Source organism: Ruegeria sp. YTSB088, assembly GCF_059609825.1.
Map to the genome: position 1 here is coordinate 1 of NZ_JBXWMM010000019.1, position 14,433 is coordinate 14,433.

Consider the following 14,433-nt stretch of genomic DNA (forward strand, 5'->3'; position numbering starts at 1 on the left):
GGAGTGGAAGTGCAGCGGTTGTGGACCTGCTACCAGGCGACGAAGGAAACGAACAATGAATGATGAGGGATTCTCAGAAGAAGAAATCTTCGGGCGTCCACTGGAAGACATTCAACTTGAAGACTTGATTGCCGGGATTCGCGCGCGATTGAAAGTGGATGAAGCGGTTTGGCCAGCGTTGCTCGCCGTTGTGCAGGATCACGTTGCAGCAGTTGATGATGTGGCGATCTGGACCGACGAATGGATTAAAGAGAACAAATGAATCAGGACTTCTTGCGATCAAGAACCCGATATGCGTGGGACCAGTCAATATTGGCCATCAGCTCCTCGACAGCCACCGGGTCAACCTTGCGATCAGATCCTGCGGTTTTGATGACCCCGCGGACGTAAACAATGAGTGCGAAGGTCGCGACGATGCTAAGGATGAGACTGATCAACTCAGGTGTCATACCGTTATGGTGCCGCCCTACCCTGTTAAGGTCAAGCTGACGAATCCGAGTCGGCACATCTAGTGCCCGAGATTCGTGTTAGAGACTGATTTAGTGTCTAATCCGATTCTGTGAGAGGGCTTATGAATCAAAAAATCTGAGGGGGCTTATCTAATAGAATCAATAAGTTGCCTGAATATAGGCTAGGAAAATCAATAGGTTATGAGATGGCGGCCTAAAGTTCTTGCGTTCGTGCACCGTTATCGGGTTTAAATATAGCAAAAGAGTAAACAACCAAAGGTCCGTCAGAGGCCTTGAGGCAGATTGAGAACCGAGGAGCAGGAGACGGCAGATGATATAATCCCGACCCCCAGAAAAGCGAAAACCGAGCAGTTGCAGCCGCCCGGTCTTCAAAAATTCAGAAATATCTTCGTCAGATATCCTACTGATTAGCATCTTCAGGATAGCAAGACGAGTTTTGCGTCGCAAGTGTTTTCACTTGTGCGAGCGAGGAAAAATTGTCTTCAGTTCCTACAATAGACGCCGCAAAAGGCTTCGTCGCCCTGCCCGCTTCCATCTTTGATATTGAGATGTCACCGGGAGCATTCCGTGTCCTTGTCGAACTCTGCAACCTTGCATGTATCCACGGATACAGCTGGCCCGGACAAGACCAATTGGCCGAAAAGATCGGCCGCTCCAAGGCTTCGATCTCGGCTTATGTGAAAGAACTCCGAACACTCGGCCTGGTGGAAACCACCAGTCAAAAGATGGCATCCGGATACAATTACCGTTGCAAGTATCTGGTGACATTCTGGGCAGATTGGGTGAATTCCCGAAAAGAGAAACATGCCTCTCAACGGGCGCCCGCCAATGTCGATCAGCCAGCTGAACGCCGTGCTCAGCCTAATGAACGCCCTTCTTCGAAGAAAAACAAAATTCATAAAACACAGACCAGCGAGCGCGCGAGGCGGCTCGCAAGTGTTGTGAATGATGTAGATAAAGCCTGGAAAGAGATTATGGATCGTTCGGGCAACTTCCGACATGCTCCACCTGAGGGATTGGTGCAATTCACGAAGAAGCTTTTGAGTGAAACTCCCGTGTCAGATCCCCTCCCTCAGGACAAGGTGGTCGGTGATCTACAATTAATCTGGAATAGCCAAGGCGTAAGTGTATCCGCGGATACAATCGCGGATCAGGCAGACCTTCTCATGTCACAGAAGTGCTCAGATGAAGGCCTTCAGAACTTGAAAAAGATAATCAAGGATCATTGGCAATCACACTGGAAGAAGCCGCCAACAAAGGACCAGTTCACCGGTTTTGTTGTACACGCGATGCCAAGTGTTTTGACCCTAAACAAGCTTGTCGACATCGGTTGTTCACTTAAATCATGGGAAAAAAGAGAAAAAAGGTTGCCAACCGCTGCGTAGCTCTTTTATCGTGATTGCAGAAACACCGACGAGAGAGTGGTGAAATGAGCAGTGCAGATGTGAGTGTATCCGCGGATACACAGGTGACTCCGGGCGAAGATCTTCAGGTTTTTACAGAGCGCATGGCGCGTGTGATGGGCACGGTCAATACGAAGCTTCAAAGGGACCTAACCCTTCGAAACCGTGTTGCGCGCCGGTTTTCACAACGGGAAGTCGCAGAGTTCCTTGGTGTCGACAAGAACTACCTCATCCGTCTAGCTAAGACCGAACCAGATTTCCCGGAAGGCGTAGTTCGCGGTCGAGAGCGCACGTTCAGTCCTGACGAAATCATGCTGATCCGTGCATTGATCGGATCGAACAAGCTTCAAAAGCGCCCACATCTGTTTTGGAGAAAGCCGGACGAGGATTTGAAGATTATCGTTTTCGGCGCGCAGAAAGGCGGGACGGGTAAAAGCCTCTCGGCCGCCCACCTGGCACAATACCTGGCGCTGACATATGGCATGCGCGTTGGGGTCATCGACAGCGACCCTCAGGGCACGGCATCTTTGTATTTCGCCAATGCTGACCTGCCCCTTTTCAAGGAAGACACCCCGACCCTCGCCGACTTCATGGGTGTTGATGAGCCCGGACAAGATAAGCCGACTGCGCACGATGCCGAAACACTGAATAACTTTTGGCAATCGACACCTTGGCCTGGTCTGAGGCTACTCCCTGGAGGCGCGAACATCCTGGCTGGCGACGTGGCGCTCTACTTCATGCGCACAACAACCCGGATCCACAAAGTCTTCTCCAACGCCGTGCGTACCTGGTCGGACGCCTACAAGCCCAAGACGATGCCTGAGGACTTGCGCAGAGAAGATGGATCTTTCGACATGGATCGTTACCAGGCGGCCCTGTCAGAAACGCTGGATGTCATCATCGTGGACCAACAGCCATCCATCAGTTTGATGCAGCTGAACCCGCTTGTATCCGCGGATACACTTGTAATTCCTCAGACGATGAAAGGGTTTGACCTCAGCACTCTTACGACATTCATTTCGGTGCTGCGAGCATACCTGGAAACACTAACAACGAACGATCCGGCATTGGTGCTTGGCACTGGTGGTCACGTCGTATTGCCAACCATTATCCAGGAGGCAAACGACCGGGATACATCTCATATTGTTGACTTGTACCGACGTGCACCTGACCTGATCTCGCAGGTTTGGTATTCCCGTTCGGACGCCATTGCGAACGCCGCCGAAGAATACAAAAGTATCTATGAATACCAGCCACCTGACAGCAGGCGATCTTCAGCGAGAGCATTCATGGCAAATGCAAATTCGGTAAATGATGCACTGGTAAAGCGTATCTGGCCAAACCTCCCATCAAGAGGTTTTGCAGATCGGTTCATTGAAGATCGGTGGGGATAAGACGAGATGGCAAAGCGCAAGAAATTGGACGCCGGCATTGATGAAGCAGAAATTGTATCCGCGGATACAATTCACGAAAATCCGATGGCGGTCGACGGATTGCCGCAAATGTCAGGCGTTGTTCGAGACGTTGCGGCTGGCGATCAGGCGCAGACGATCATTGAGCTTCGTGAGCAAATTGAGGCCTTAAAGCTAAACCCAGCACGAGAAAAGAAAATGGTAGTTGATGCTATTCTGGCTGGGCGCCTATCTATTCAGCTCCATCCGTCATGGCTTATCGATCAAGTTGGAACAGACCGCGATGACCAACTGGGGAACACGCAGGAAAATCCTTCAGCCTTTGAAGAACTGAAGAAAGACCTAAAAGATAATGGCCAAATGCAGCCAATTCGAGTGCGTGTATCCGCGGATACACCTGAGGTTCGGGAAGCACTATACTTGCTGGCCAACAGGATGGGCGTGAGTGAGCCATCTGAGCTTTCCAGCACAGCTCCAGGCGATTTGCACGGAAGACTATTTCTTCAGTCTGGTCGGCGCAGAACTAAGGCATGCGAACTGAATGAAAGGCCAGTTCTTGCGTTTGTGTCCATTGATAAATCCGCGGATACACCTGCGGAAGCTGCTGACCTGCTAGAGCGTTTCAGAGAGAATGCATTGCGATCCGATCTATCCGGATGGGAGAAAATCCGCAGCATCGCTCAGATCAAGAATGCAATGCCCGGAGTGTCACAGCACTACTTGGCTGAGAAGCTCGGCGTCGGACGTGGAGACATCTCAGTTGCCGTTGATGCCTATGAACTTGAAGCCGATATCGAGGCCATGTTTGGACCAGGGTTCCGAGAAAGGGGCGTGCGATGGTTCAGATCCAGTGTGCCGGCCGTAAAGAACTGGGTTGCAGGTGGCCGACAAGTTGCGTCCGAGACTGGCAACGAGCCTGAAGAAAGGCAAAAGCCACAACCACCGGCCAAGGTAACTGCAACCCGGGAAAAGGGCAGGGCGATCCTCAGTAACGGCCTTACGGTATCCGCAGGCCGCGGAGGGGCGATCAAAGTATCTCTGGAAGACGGATCGAAGCCCAGTCAGGACCAAATCGAATGGATCTTGGAGGCGATAGCGAAAGGGGCAGGGCGGGTTAAGTGACACCTGCCCGATCAACTCATTCAAGATCCCATAAGCATCAAATCTACAAGGAAGCGAAAATCTCCTGTTTTACGTGTGCTTGTCAACAGTTTATACTTTAGATTGTGTGGTTTAGAGGGAGGCTACCCTGACATTACCCCCTTTTTTCGCTAGTAACGAAAAAGGGGGGGTAATACCCTCGGTTTGGGTGCCTGGTCTGCTCAAACTCAATGTCGAACTTCAAAAGCCCAATGAAATAAGGGGCATCGATAAGTCAGTCTTGTAAAGTAAAGACGAGTCCAGTTCAGACTTTACTAGTAAAGGTCAGTAAAGGCTTGCCTTTTAAAGAAAAGTCTTGGCCAGTCTTGTAAAGTAAACGCTGTCTAAACCTTTACTTCGTATTTTCCTCAGTGGGCCGAGCAGCTCATCAAAAAATCATTGAGGAAGATTTTGTTATGTCGACTATTTCATTTTGCAGCTCGAAGGGCGGCTGCGCAAAAAGCACTACATGTATTCTCACATCTCTTGAGGCAGCACGGGCCGGCAAGCGGGTACTGATCCTTGATAGCGATCCGAAGAAGTGGCTATCTGGCTGGTCGGATATCAAAGAGATCCCAGAGAACATAACCGTTCAACATGTCGAACGCGAAGAGATCACAGAGCAAGCCCTGTATGCCGCCGACGAATACGATGTCGTTCTGATCGATGTCGAAGGCTCTGACGATGCAAGCATCATTGACGCAATTCTGGTGAGTGACCTGGTCGTGATCCCAGGTCAGGCGTCTCTTCCAGATGTAAAGGCGGCCGTCCAGGTCCTTAAACGGGTTCGGTCACGCAGTAAGATTCTTGGACGTGATATCGAGGCACGCGTGCTTTTAACATTTACTGAAGCAGGCCCAATCGAGGCGAACATCAGCAAGGACATGCGCCAGGTTCTGGTAGAGAACAACGCCCCCCTCATGCGTGCGCAGTTGGCGCATCGGCCGATCTTCAAATCAATGGTTTCCGCAGGAGGCGACTATGTCGATCTGCCAGCGCGCTACCAAGGCTCCAACCTGGATTCTGCGGTAGAGAATGTAGAAGCCATCACCAACGAAATTTTCACCCTTCTGCGCGAACGCGCCGACAAATAGGGAGTTCAGCTATGAGTGCAGATACATCCGCAATCGGTAAAGTCACAATGGATGACGATGAGCCATGGTCTTACAAGGACAAGCATGGTCGGAGACCATCAGGTTCTGACACCAAGCATGCCAAACGTGTTCGCATGATCGCCGAGATCCAAGCAGACGCGGGTAGGGAGCTCGACACTGAAGAGCTGGAAGATGAGATTGAGCTGCGCCGGGAAAAAGAGAAAAAGGCGGCGCGCCAACAGGTCTTCTCCACAAAGGTGAACCCTCGGCTCTATCGCAAGTGGGACAAAGTTGCCAAGAAGAAGGGCAAAAGTGTCGTCGTGGCTATGGAGGAGTCGATGCTGGCTTTCCTCGAAAAGCACGATGTCGACTTTGAGTTTTAGGTCAGTAAAGACAAGACAAGACTTTACTTAACTTACAGTGGGGCAGGGGGCATCTCCTGCCCTAGGAAATCCCAAAAATACTGAGTGAGGCACGTAGGCACGCGGATAATTCATCAGGCATCAGCATGTTCAGGAAACATTTCTATCAACTTAGCATGACCATGTAGCCTCCGAGCGCCTGAAATACGAGAAAACCCCGCCGGTTGCGACGGGGTTTCGCTGAGAACCTGAATGTCTTTTTACATTGCCAGGCCGGAAGCCTCTTCATTCTCTTCGGCCCACCGACGAAATTCGCCAACGACCTGCTCGGCGAGATCTTCGACCGTGCCAGCTTCAACGAATTGGGCAGCGACCCAGTGAACCCCGACTTCTCCGTTCTTGAGCTGGTAATATGTGCGATCACCATCACTGTCGTATTCGGCAAAAGCTTCGATCTCTCGATCCTCGAGGAGCTCATTGACCTTGTCTTCCATTTGACCAATCAGTTGAGTTTCGATGTCAGGATCATGTTCCGGCCATTCGCCTGCACTGATTGTTGCCGCTAGCTCGCGACCACTGCCAGGATTGGAATTACCGAACAGAAGTTGACACGGCTGGCGGCCTCTCCAAGGCAAAGACTGTTCAAATGCAATCGGGGAAAGTTGAGAGTGTCAGCCTCGATAAGTAATTCTTTCCCTCGAACGACCGGGCGATGCAATTAAAATCACCGTCGGGGCAGGGGCCCAAGCTACCGAAACCCCGCAATTGTTCCGGGTATCGGAACCTTTGTAGTTATGATTTATTTTACAGGCTGGCAGCTCACCAACCAGCGCTGTGCTCAGGAGTTATGGGAATATCCCGGGCGCTCACTTATGCAACAGCGATAGGGATACTATTATGAGCGAAACATCAGATAGAAAAGTCACTCTGGGGCCTCTCGTGCTCCCATATGAAACGGTCGTCTGGAGCCCAAAAGAAGTTAAGCCATTTCGGCCGGGGACCACTTGGCTGACGGATCCAGCTTTAGTTGCGGTTGACGAATGGCTTTGTCAGACTGAACTTGACCCGCTTTGTGCGCGACTTGGCTTGTCACATAGCGAGACGATCATAAAATTGGTTCGCGATCATAAATCCTAGCGACTTATGGTGCTGTACTAACAGATTTGGTGATCGCATTTTCAGAAATCTGATACCCAATAATTCGAGTCCCCAATCGGTGTCAAATTCGGTTGGGGGCACTATGAATGACCTGCTCCCCGAAACTTCCCTTGTTCTGATGTAGAGTTTGCTCAACCTTCCGAAGGAGCAAGCTAATGCGAAAGAGCCGTTTCGGGTAGGGCACCTGGCGGGTGGATGAAGGGCAATACAGGTACTGTGGAAGCAAATTCTAGCAAAAGAGATACCTTGAAGTTATCCCCCAGAGGGGTATATAAATGACTAACATTCGATTTGAGTTCGAGTGGGACGACAGTGAAGGTGATGTGGTTATTGCTTCGATCTGGGTCCCCGAGGGACTCATTACGGTGATTGCTGAGGCTGAGCTCAATGAGAAAATCATCATTCTCAAAGGTTTTCACATCCAGGGCTTAGAGGCGAACCAATTGGGTGTAGCGCGGCTAAGAACAATTGGCCGTTACGTATTGGAGACTGTGAACTATGACGAACTCATCATTGAAGGCGCTCGCCGAACGACTGGGGCCAGTCAAGGACGTCGTCCGAAACCAATCCGGATCAAAAGGCTCAATCGCCCTGGTTAGCGCATCAAAAAACCCTGACATCATTCAGGCCTCTCGCGCGCTTGCGAAGTGCGGCCTCTCGCTTCTCAAAGCCAAACGCGCTGTTGAGCAGGTTGCTACAACGGGAACAACTGCACTGATCTTGCTCCCCAAAATCTCAGATTTGAAGGAACTGCTAGCTGAGCTGAAGCAGGCTGGCGTCAAGGCAGTCTCTACAACGCCGGACAAGGGTGTGAACCTCCCGCGGTTGAGGAAGCGTCTCGGCTATACTCAAGAGCAATTCTGTGTTGCGTACGGCTTTGAGGTGAAGACGTTTCAGAAATACGAGGATGGTAGCCGCACGCCATCAGGACCCACTGCAAAGTATCTCTCAATGATCGAGAAAGACCCGAAAATCATGGAGAAAATCTCATTGAAAGAGTGAATAATTGATTTGAGAACGATGCCCAGAGAGCCGAGCGAATTCGAGCTGGGTAGTCTTATCGACCCGCTTGAGAAGGACACTGTACTAGGAACGCTTATCAGCCTAGTTCCCGGCCAGATTGTATGACTTAGTGCGTCTCGAGATTGACACTAGTGGCATAGGCCAGAATTCCCTAGGACTGTTAGCATTGGACAAGTTTGACCTGCCATGTTTGGTAAATCAGTGTTGAGGCTTTCCACTTATTACCATATTTTCTCATATGGGCATGAATACTCCGAGGGGCTCGATGGACACCGACATACTGACCATCAAGGAAGTCGCCTTGTATCTCAAGATCACCGAAAAAACCGCCTACCGTCTGACTGCTGATGGAGAAATCCCCGGCTTCAAGGTTGGTGGGGCTTGGCGCTTTAGGAAGCAGGAGATCGATGCCTGGATTGACGAACGGCTGAAGAGTGGCGGGAAGAGCGAGTAAATGCTTCTTGATAACAAGAAAAACGGTAGAGTTGGCGACGAACTGAGGAAGCACCTTTCGACAGGAACCAAGCTTTCCGTTATGTCGGGTCTGTTCTCTATCTACGGCTTTGAGGCTCTCAAAAAAGAACTTAAAGCCGTAGATGGCGCCCGCTTTTTGCTTTTCCCAACAACATCCAACAATAACGGGGATGATGTCGTCACCTTCCCGATGCTCGAAGGTGACGACTTTGAGCTGCGCTTTAAGAACCAGCTCAACCAAATGCAGATTGCGAAAGAGTGCTCCAAGTGGCTTGCCGAGAAAGCCGAGGTCCGCACAGCACGCTCGCCGCAATCATTCGGTCAAAACCTTATGCTCGCGAGCCGCGCTGATGGGAACGCTGTTGCTATTCAGGGAAGCTCTACATTCACGAGCACGGGGCTTGGCTACTCAGAGTCCAATCGCTTCCACATGAACATGTGCGCAAAGGATGCGCCCAGCACGTCAGCTATGTTGGAGTGGTTCGAGGGGATCTGGCGCGACACTGAGGCTACCGAAGATGCCAAGAGTTTGTTGCTTAAGCAGATTGAACGCCTCAGCGCGGATCAGTCTCCGGAATTTGTCTACTTCCTGACGCTATACAACCTGTTCAAGGACTTTCTTGAAGACATTGACGAAGAGAACATCATCAAATCCAAAACAGGTTTCAAGGACACAATAGTCTGGAACAAGCTCTACAAATTCCAGCGCGACGGCGTTCTGGGGGCCATCGACAAGCTTGAAAAATACAACGGATGCATCATTGCCGATAGTGTTGGTCTCGGCAAAACCTTCGAAGCCTTGGCCGTTATCAAATACTATGAGCTTCGTAATGATCGCGTTCTGGTGCTTTGCCCGAAGAAACTGCGGGACAACTGGACAGTCTACACTGTCAACGACAAGCGCAACCTACTGGCCGCTGACCGCTTCAACTACGATGTCTTGAACCATACGGACCTCACGCGGTTGCAGGGGCGCTCGGGCGAGATCAACCTGGAAACGCTGAATTGGGGTAACTACGACCTCGTAGTGATCGATGAGTCCCACAATTTCCGCAACTCCAGCTCTGCCAAGGAAGGCCTCACTCGCTACTCCCGCCTTATGGATGAGATCATCCGTTCCGGCGTGAAGACCAAAGTTCTCATGCTATCCGCTACGCCCGTGAACAACAGAATGAATGACCTGAAGAACCAGGTCGCGTTCATCACCGAAGGTATCGATAGCGCCTATGGCGACTTCGGCATTGGAAGCATCGAAGAAACCCTTCGCAAGGCTCAGACTCGATTCAACAATTGGCTGCGGTTGGAAGATCATGAGCGGAAGGTTGAGGCCCTGCTGGACACCATGAACTTCGACTATTTCAAACTCCTTGATCTGCTGACCATCGCGCGTTCACGCAAGCACATCGAGAAGTACTACGACATCAGCGAGATCGGATCATTCCCAGAGAGATTGCAGCCCATCAACATCAAGGCTGATATCGACACACAGGATCAGTTCCCGCCGCTCCGAGAGATCAACAGGACCATCCGCAAGCTGAACCTGAGCGCTTACTCGCCGCTCAAATACGTCCGTGCTGACAAGCGTGAAGAGTATAGTCGCAAGTACGATGTGAAGGTGAAGGGCGGAGCCTCCGTCTTCCGCCAGGTGGACCGCGAGCAGAGCCTTATCCACCTGATGCGTGTCAACCTACTCAAGCGCATGGAAAGCTCGATCCACTCGTTTGGCCTAACGCTCGGCAAGCTTCTGGCCGAGGTCGAGATGCTACTCGAAAAGCTTGAGAGCCACAGCGCCTCGGACATCGAAGAGCTGGGCATTGAGGATATCGAAACGGACTCGCCGGAATTCGAGGATTTCCTCATTGGGCGCAAGGTCAAGGTGCTCATCAAAGACATGGACGAGCATCGCTGGCGACAGGACTTGGAAGATGACCGTGCTAAGCTGGCAGCGCTTCTGGACGAGGCGCAGAAGATCGAAGCCAGCAGAGATGCAAAGCTCCGAGCCTTGCGGGAGCTGATCGTTCACAAATGCAAGAACCCGATAAATGACGGCAACCGAAAGACAATCGTCTTCACGGCATTCTCAGATACCGCTGGCTATCTCTACGAGCACCTAGCCGAATGGGCGCTCAAGGAGCTTGGCGTTTATTCTGCACAGATCACCGGCAGCGGAACGAATAAGACGAACCTTCCTGGTCAAAGCAGTAACTTCGACGGTCTGCTAGCCTCCTTCTCGCCGGTCTCGAAAGAGCGCGCCAAAATCGATGAAGCCGCAAACGAAGAGATCGACCTTCTTATTGCGACCGACTGCATTTCGGAGGGGCAGAACCTTCAGGATTGCGACTATCTGGTGAACTACGACATCCACTGGAACCCTGTTCGGATCATCCAGCGCTTTGGCCGCATTGACCGTTTGGGATCAAAGAACAAAGCGATCCAACTAACGAACTTCTGGCCGAATTTGGAGCTGGACGAGTACATCAATCTGGAAGCGCGCGTCAGCGGCAGGATGGTCCTTCTCGACATCTCGGCGACTGGCGAAGAAAACGTCATCGAACAGGATGCCGCTGGCGGCATGAATGATCTGGAGTATCGCCGCAAGCAGCTCCATCAACTCCAGAACACTGTGGTCGATTTGGAAGAAATGTCAGGTGGGGTCTCGATAACGGACCTGACGTTGAACGACTTCCGCATGGACTTGTCCGAGTTCATGAAAGAGCATCTCGGCGAGCTGGAACAAGCACCTACAGGGCTTTTTGCCGCTGCAACGCTAGACGCTGGCTTGAAGCTCGACGGATTGCCGCCCGGAGTTGTCTTCTGCCTGAAGAATGTCGGCAAGCCCGTGAACCGCGAAGACGGCTATGCCCTTGCGCCTTACTACCTGACCTATGTCACCGATGACGGCCAAGTGAACCTGAACTTTGTACAGTCGAAAAAGATTCTCGACGTGCTGAAGAAGCACGGCCACGGCAAACGGCAACCAGACACCGTCGCCATCGCCCGCATGAATGGCATCACAAAGAACGGCAAAGATGTAAGCCACTACCGCAGCCTATTGGAGGCTGCTGTCAGCAGCATCATCGGCAAGTCCGAAGAGAAAGGCGTTGAGAGCCTCTTCTCGCGCGGCGGCACAAACCTGACTAAGGAGAGCTTCCATGGAATGGAAGACTTCGAGGTCATCAGCTACATGGTGGTGAACGCGCCGTGAGCAACGTTCGCTGCATCGAGGACTTCTACGCGAACCTGGGAGTGCCCGAGGCCTGCTCCCTCGGAAAGCGGCTGTTCAAGAAGCAGTTCTATGAGCATGGGCAGCTTGTCGCGGCGGACAAGAAGGCCTTTGTCGAGGACATCGAAGGGATCGACTGGAGCTACACGCTCAAGCCGTCCACCATCAACATACCAAAGCTGGAAGACGACACACATGAGTATCTGGAGATCGCGGTTCTCCAAATCGGTCTGACCGCTATTGGGCGGCATGCGCGCATTGCCTCGGTCATCCAGAAATCTATCCCGTATCCGCTTTTGATCGTCTTCGTGCGCGGGGATCAAATGGCAATCAACGCCGCCGACAAACGGATCAACCGCGCAGATGCGAACAAGATTGTAGTCGAGGCGAGCTACGACACGGGCTGGATCGACACATCTGAGCCGAGCACTGCACAGGACGCCTTTCTATCGGATTTCCGCACGAACAACTTCAGCTACCGCAATCTCTACGACTTCTATCAAGACGCGGTTTCTAGGATCATTGCGCTTAACTGCGCAGCGCACTCGGGGCAGTACGCACCGCCGAATGAGACCACAAAACCGAAGGCCGACCGCCTGGAGGCCCTGCGGCAAATGGACAAGCTTCATCAGGAGCGGGCCGAAACCCGCAATAAATTGAAGAAAGAAAAAAATCTGGGGACGCAAGTCAATCTGAATACCCGGATCAAGAAACTCAGTGATAGCATCGAAGCTATTCGAAAAGAAATTTGAGGAAAGAGCAATGGACGCATTGAAAAAAGAAGACGGTGAGAGCCTAAGCATCGTGGGCGAAAACATCGAAGCACTTAGGGCAATTTTGCCGGATGCGTTCACTGAGGATGGGATCGACTTCGATGTGTTGCGTCAGTTGCTTGGAGATGACGTCGCAGACAGCGAAGAGAAGTACGGACTGACTTGGCACGGCAAGAAGAAGGCCCGTCAAATCGCACTCACACCATCAACTGGCACATTACGACCGTGCCATGAAGAGAGTGTCGAATGGGAGAACACACAAAACCTCTTTCTCGAGGGTGACAATCTTGAAGTCTTGAAGCTTTTGCAAAAAAGTTATGCTGGCAAAGTAAAAACGATCTATATTGACCCCCCATACAATACGGGAAACGAATTTATCTATCCTGACAAATTTCAAGACAATCTAGACACATACCTTAAGTACACCGGCCAAGTCGATGATGAGGGAGCGAAGTTTTCCAGTAATACTGAGACTGGTGGTCGCAAGCATACGAACTGGATGACCATGATTTATCCAAGGATCAAGCTTGCCAAAAATCTGCTGACCGATGACGGCATTATGTTCGTCTCGATTGACGATAACGAACTATCAAATCTTAAGAATATTCTTGATGAGATTTTTGGCGAAGAAAACTTCCTAGGTTCTGTTTGTAGGGCAACCGGGCAAACAACTGGTCAAGATAGCGGGGGGTTAGGGAGTTCCTTCGACTACCTTCTGGTTTACTCGAAGAAAGCTGAATTTGACCTCAGCGGCCTTCCTCTTTCTGCCAAAGACATTAAGCGTTTCGATAACGAAGATGAGCGAGGAAAATTTGCCTACGATCAAATGAGAAAAACTGGCTCGAATGATAGGCGCTCAGACCGCCCGAAACTTTTCTATCCGGTACAGGACCCTGACGGCAACGATGTACTTCCTATCGCTCCAGCTGGCTACGAAAGCTGCTGGAGATTCGAGAAAAAGACATATGAGCGACTGCTCAAGGATAATTTCATTCTGTGGAAAAAGACTAAGCGTGGCGACGACGAGATTTGGTGGCCATATGTGAAGTATTACCTTGAAGGCAGAACCAAGCGCCCATCACCGCTTTGGAATGACTTGGATGGAAACAAGAAGGCGGCGCGTGACGTGCGCGCTTTGTTCAATGGTAAGAAGGTATTTGACTTCCCGAAGCCTGTGCCAATGATCGAGCGCTGCGTACAAATTGCGCCGAACTCATCAAAGAGTGATATTATCCTTGATTTCTTTGCAGGTTCCTCAGCAACCGCTCATGCGGTTATGTCGCTGAATGCCTCGGATGATGGCGATAGACGATTTATTATGGTCCAACTGCCTGAAAAAATTGAAAGCGAGACCGAAGCATTTCGCGAAGGCTTCTCAACTATTGCTGAGATTTCTAAAGAACGAATTCGTAGAGCAGCTAAAAAAATAAAACACGACAACCCCAGCTTCAATGGAGACCTTGGCTTCAAGGTTTTCAAACTCGACAGTAGCAACATCCGCGTGTGGAACCCCGATGCGTCCGATCTGGAACAGAGCTTACTTGAGCATGCAGAACACTTGGTCGAGGGTCGCAGTGAGCAGGACGTGCTCTACGAGCTTCTCCTCAAACGCGGCGTCGATCTTGCCGTCCCAATTGAAGACAAGGAGATCGCCGGCAAAACGGTCTACTCCATCGGTTACGGCGTGCTTTTTGCCTGTCTAGACGAGACCATCGACAGCACCGAGATCGAGACCCTCGCCAAGGGGATCACGGATTGGCACAAGGATCTGGAGCCAGCGGCAGACACGCAAGTTGTCTTCCGTGACAGCGCCTTTGCAGACGACATCGCCAAGACAAACATGACCGCCATTCTGGAACAGAACGGCATCGCTCATGTGCGCAGCCTGTAGGATCGGGGGC

At 51.3% G+C, this 14,433-nt stretch carries 13 protein-coding genes; 11 read left to right on the top strand and 2 right to left on the bottom strand.

The genetic code is table 11. The features are described from left to right. The first annotated feature begins 55 nt into the window (after positions 1–55). Positions 56–262, top strand: a complete 207-nt coding sequence (locus tag AC2FFA_RS21140; RefSeq protein ID WP_496853128.1) for a hypothetical protein — start codon at positions 56–58, stop codon at positions 260–262. Between the two features lies 1 nt (position 263). Here the strand turns inward: AC2FFA_RS21140 and AC2FFA_RS21145 are convergent, their stop codons facing one another. Continuing rightward, positions 264–449, bottom strand: a complete 186-nt coding sequence (locus tag AC2FFA_RS21145) for a hypothetical protein (RefSeq protein WP_496853129.1) — start codon at positions 447–449, stop codon at positions 264–266. A gap of 497 nt (positions 450–946) precedes the next feature. Between AC2FFA_RS21145 and AC2FFA_RS21150 the strand changes: the two genes are divergently transcribed. The 5 genes from AC2FFA_RS21150 (at position 947) to AC2FFA_RS21170 (ending at position 5,902) form a co-directional block, all read left to right on the top strand. Continuing rightward, positions 947–1,855, top strand: coding sequence for a helix-turn-helix domain-containing protein (locus tag AC2FFA_RS21150; RefSeq protein WP_496853130.1), 909 nt, complete (start codon positions 947–949; stop codon positions 1,853–1,855). 44 nt (positions 1,856–1,899) lie between these two features. After that, a complete protein-coding gene (locus tag AC2FFA_RS21155) occupies positions 1,900–3,267 on the top strand; it encodes a ParA family protein (RefSeq protein WP_496853131.1) in 1,368 nt (455 codons plus the stop codon). Between the two features lie 6 nt (positions 3,268–3,273). After that, positions 3,274–4,407: a hypothetical protein gene (locus AC2FFA_RS21160; protein WP_496853132.1), complete on the top strand. Its 1,134-nt coding sequence runs from the start codon at positions 3,274–3,276 to the stop codon at positions 4,405–4,407. A 434-nt stretch (positions 4,408–4,841) separates the two neighbouring features. Beyond that, positions 4,842–5,519 (top strand): AAA family ATPase, encoded by a 678-nt coding sequence (locus AC2FFA_RS21165; RefSeq protein WP_496853133.1) that lies wholly within the window; start codon positions 4,842–4,844, stop codon positions 5,517–5,519. An 11-nt stretch (positions 5,520–5,530) separates the two neighbouring features. Further along, positions 5,531–5,902, top strand: coding sequence for a hypothetical protein (locus AC2FFA_RS21170; protein WP_496853134.1), 372 nt, complete (start codon positions 5,531–5,533; stop codon positions 5,900–5,902). Positions 5,903–6,141: 239 nt separating this feature from the next. Here the strand turns inward: AC2FFA_RS21170 and AC2FFA_RS21175 are convergent, their stop codons facing one another. Beyond that, a complete protein-coding gene (locus AC2FFA_RS21175; protein WP_496853135.1) occupies positions 6,142–6,375 on the bottom strand; it encodes a hypothetical protein in 234 nt (77 codons plus the stop codon). Between the two features lie 1,162 nt (positions 6,376–7,537). Here AC2FFA_RS21175 and AC2FFA_RS21180 point away from each other — a divergent pair. From AC2FFA_RS21180 to AC2FFA_RS21200, 5 genes are all read left to right on the top strand, one after another. Further along, positions 7,538–8,041, top strand: coding sequence for a helix-turn-helix domain-containing protein (locus tag AC2FFA_RS21180; protein ID WP_496853136.1), 504 nt, complete (start codon positions 7,538–7,540; stop codon positions 8,039–8,041). A 286-nt stretch (positions 8,042–8,327) separates the two neighbouring features. Further along, on the top strand, positions 8,328–8,516 hold the full coding sequence (locus tag AC2FFA_RS21185) for a helix-turn-helix domain-containing protein (RefSeq protein ID WP_480719144.1): 189 nt from the start codon (positions 8,328–8,330) through the stop codon (positions 8,514–8,516). Beyond that, positions 8,517–11,741, top strand: coding sequence for a helicase-related protein (locus AC2FFA_RS21190; protein WP_496853137.1), 3,225 nt, complete (start codon positions 8,517–8,519; stop codon positions 11,739–11,741). Continuing rightward, a complete protein-coding gene (locus AC2FFA_RS21195) occupies positions 11,738–12,511 on the top strand; it encodes a DUF4391 domain-containing protein (protein ID WP_496853138.1) in 774 nt (257 codons plus the stop codon). The genes AC2FFA_RS21190 and AC2FFA_RS21195 overlap by 4 nt, the downstream gene beginning before the upstream one ends. 10 nt (positions 12,512–12,521) lie before the next feature. Then, positions 12,522–14,423 (top strand): site-specific DNA-methyltransferase, encoded by a 1,902-nt coding sequence (locus tag AC2FFA_RS21200; protein ID WP_496853139.1) that lies wholly within the window; start codon positions 12,522–12,524, stop codon positions 14,421–14,423. The last annotated feature ends 10 nt before the right edge of the window (positions 14,424–14,433 follow it).

What these genes read in the sequence shown, in the direction of transcription:
- AC2FFA_RS21160 (WP_496853132.1), top strand. Translation starts at nt 3,274, where the DNA reads ATGGCAAAGCGCAAGAAATTGGACGCCGGCATTGATGAAGCAGAAATT.
- AC2FFA_RS21180 (WP_496853136.1), top strand. Translation starts at nt 7,538, where the DNA reads ATGACGAACTCATCATTGAAGGCGCTCGCCGAACGACTGGGGCCAGTC.
- AC2FFA_RS21155 (WP_496853131.1), top strand. Translation starts at nt 1,900, where the DNA reads ATGAGCAGTGCAGATGTGAGTGTATCCGCGGATACACAGGTGACTCCG.
- AC2FFA_RS21140 (WP_496853128.1), top strand. Translation starts at nt 56, where the DNA reads ATGAATGATGAGGGATTCTCAGAAGAAGAAATCTTCGGGCGTCCACTG.
- AC2FFA_RS21145 (WP_496853129.1), bottom strand. Translation starts at nt 449, where the DNA reads ATGACACCTGAGTTGATCAGTCTCATCCTTAGCATCGTCGCGACCTTC.
- AC2FFA_RS21185 (WP_480719144.1), top strand. Translation starts at nt 8,328, where the DNA reads ATGGACACCGACATACTGACCATCAAGGAAGTCGCCTTGTATCTCAAG.
- AC2FFA_RS21165 (WP_496853133.1), top strand. Translation starts at nt 4,842, where the DNA reads ATGTCGACTATTTCATTTTGCAGCTCGAAGGGCGGCTGCGCAAAAAGC.
- AC2FFA_RS21170 (WP_496853134.1), top strand. Translation starts at nt 5,531, where the DNA reads ATGAGTGCAGATACATCCGCAATCGGTAAAGTCACAATGGATGACGAT.
- AC2FFA_RS21190 (WP_496853137.1), top strand. Translation starts at nt 8,517, where the DNA reads ATGCTTCTTGATAACAAGAAAAACGGTAGAGTTGGCGACGAACTGAGG.
- AC2FFA_RS21200 (WP_496853139.1), top strand. Translation starts at nt 12,522, where the DNA reads ATGGACGCATTGAAAAAAGAAGACGGTGAGAGCCTAAGCATCGTGGGC.
- AC2FFA_RS21175 (WP_496853135.1), bottom strand. Translation starts at nt 6,375, where the DNA reads ATGGAAGACAAGGTCAATGAGCTCCTCGAGGATCGAGAGATCGAAGCT.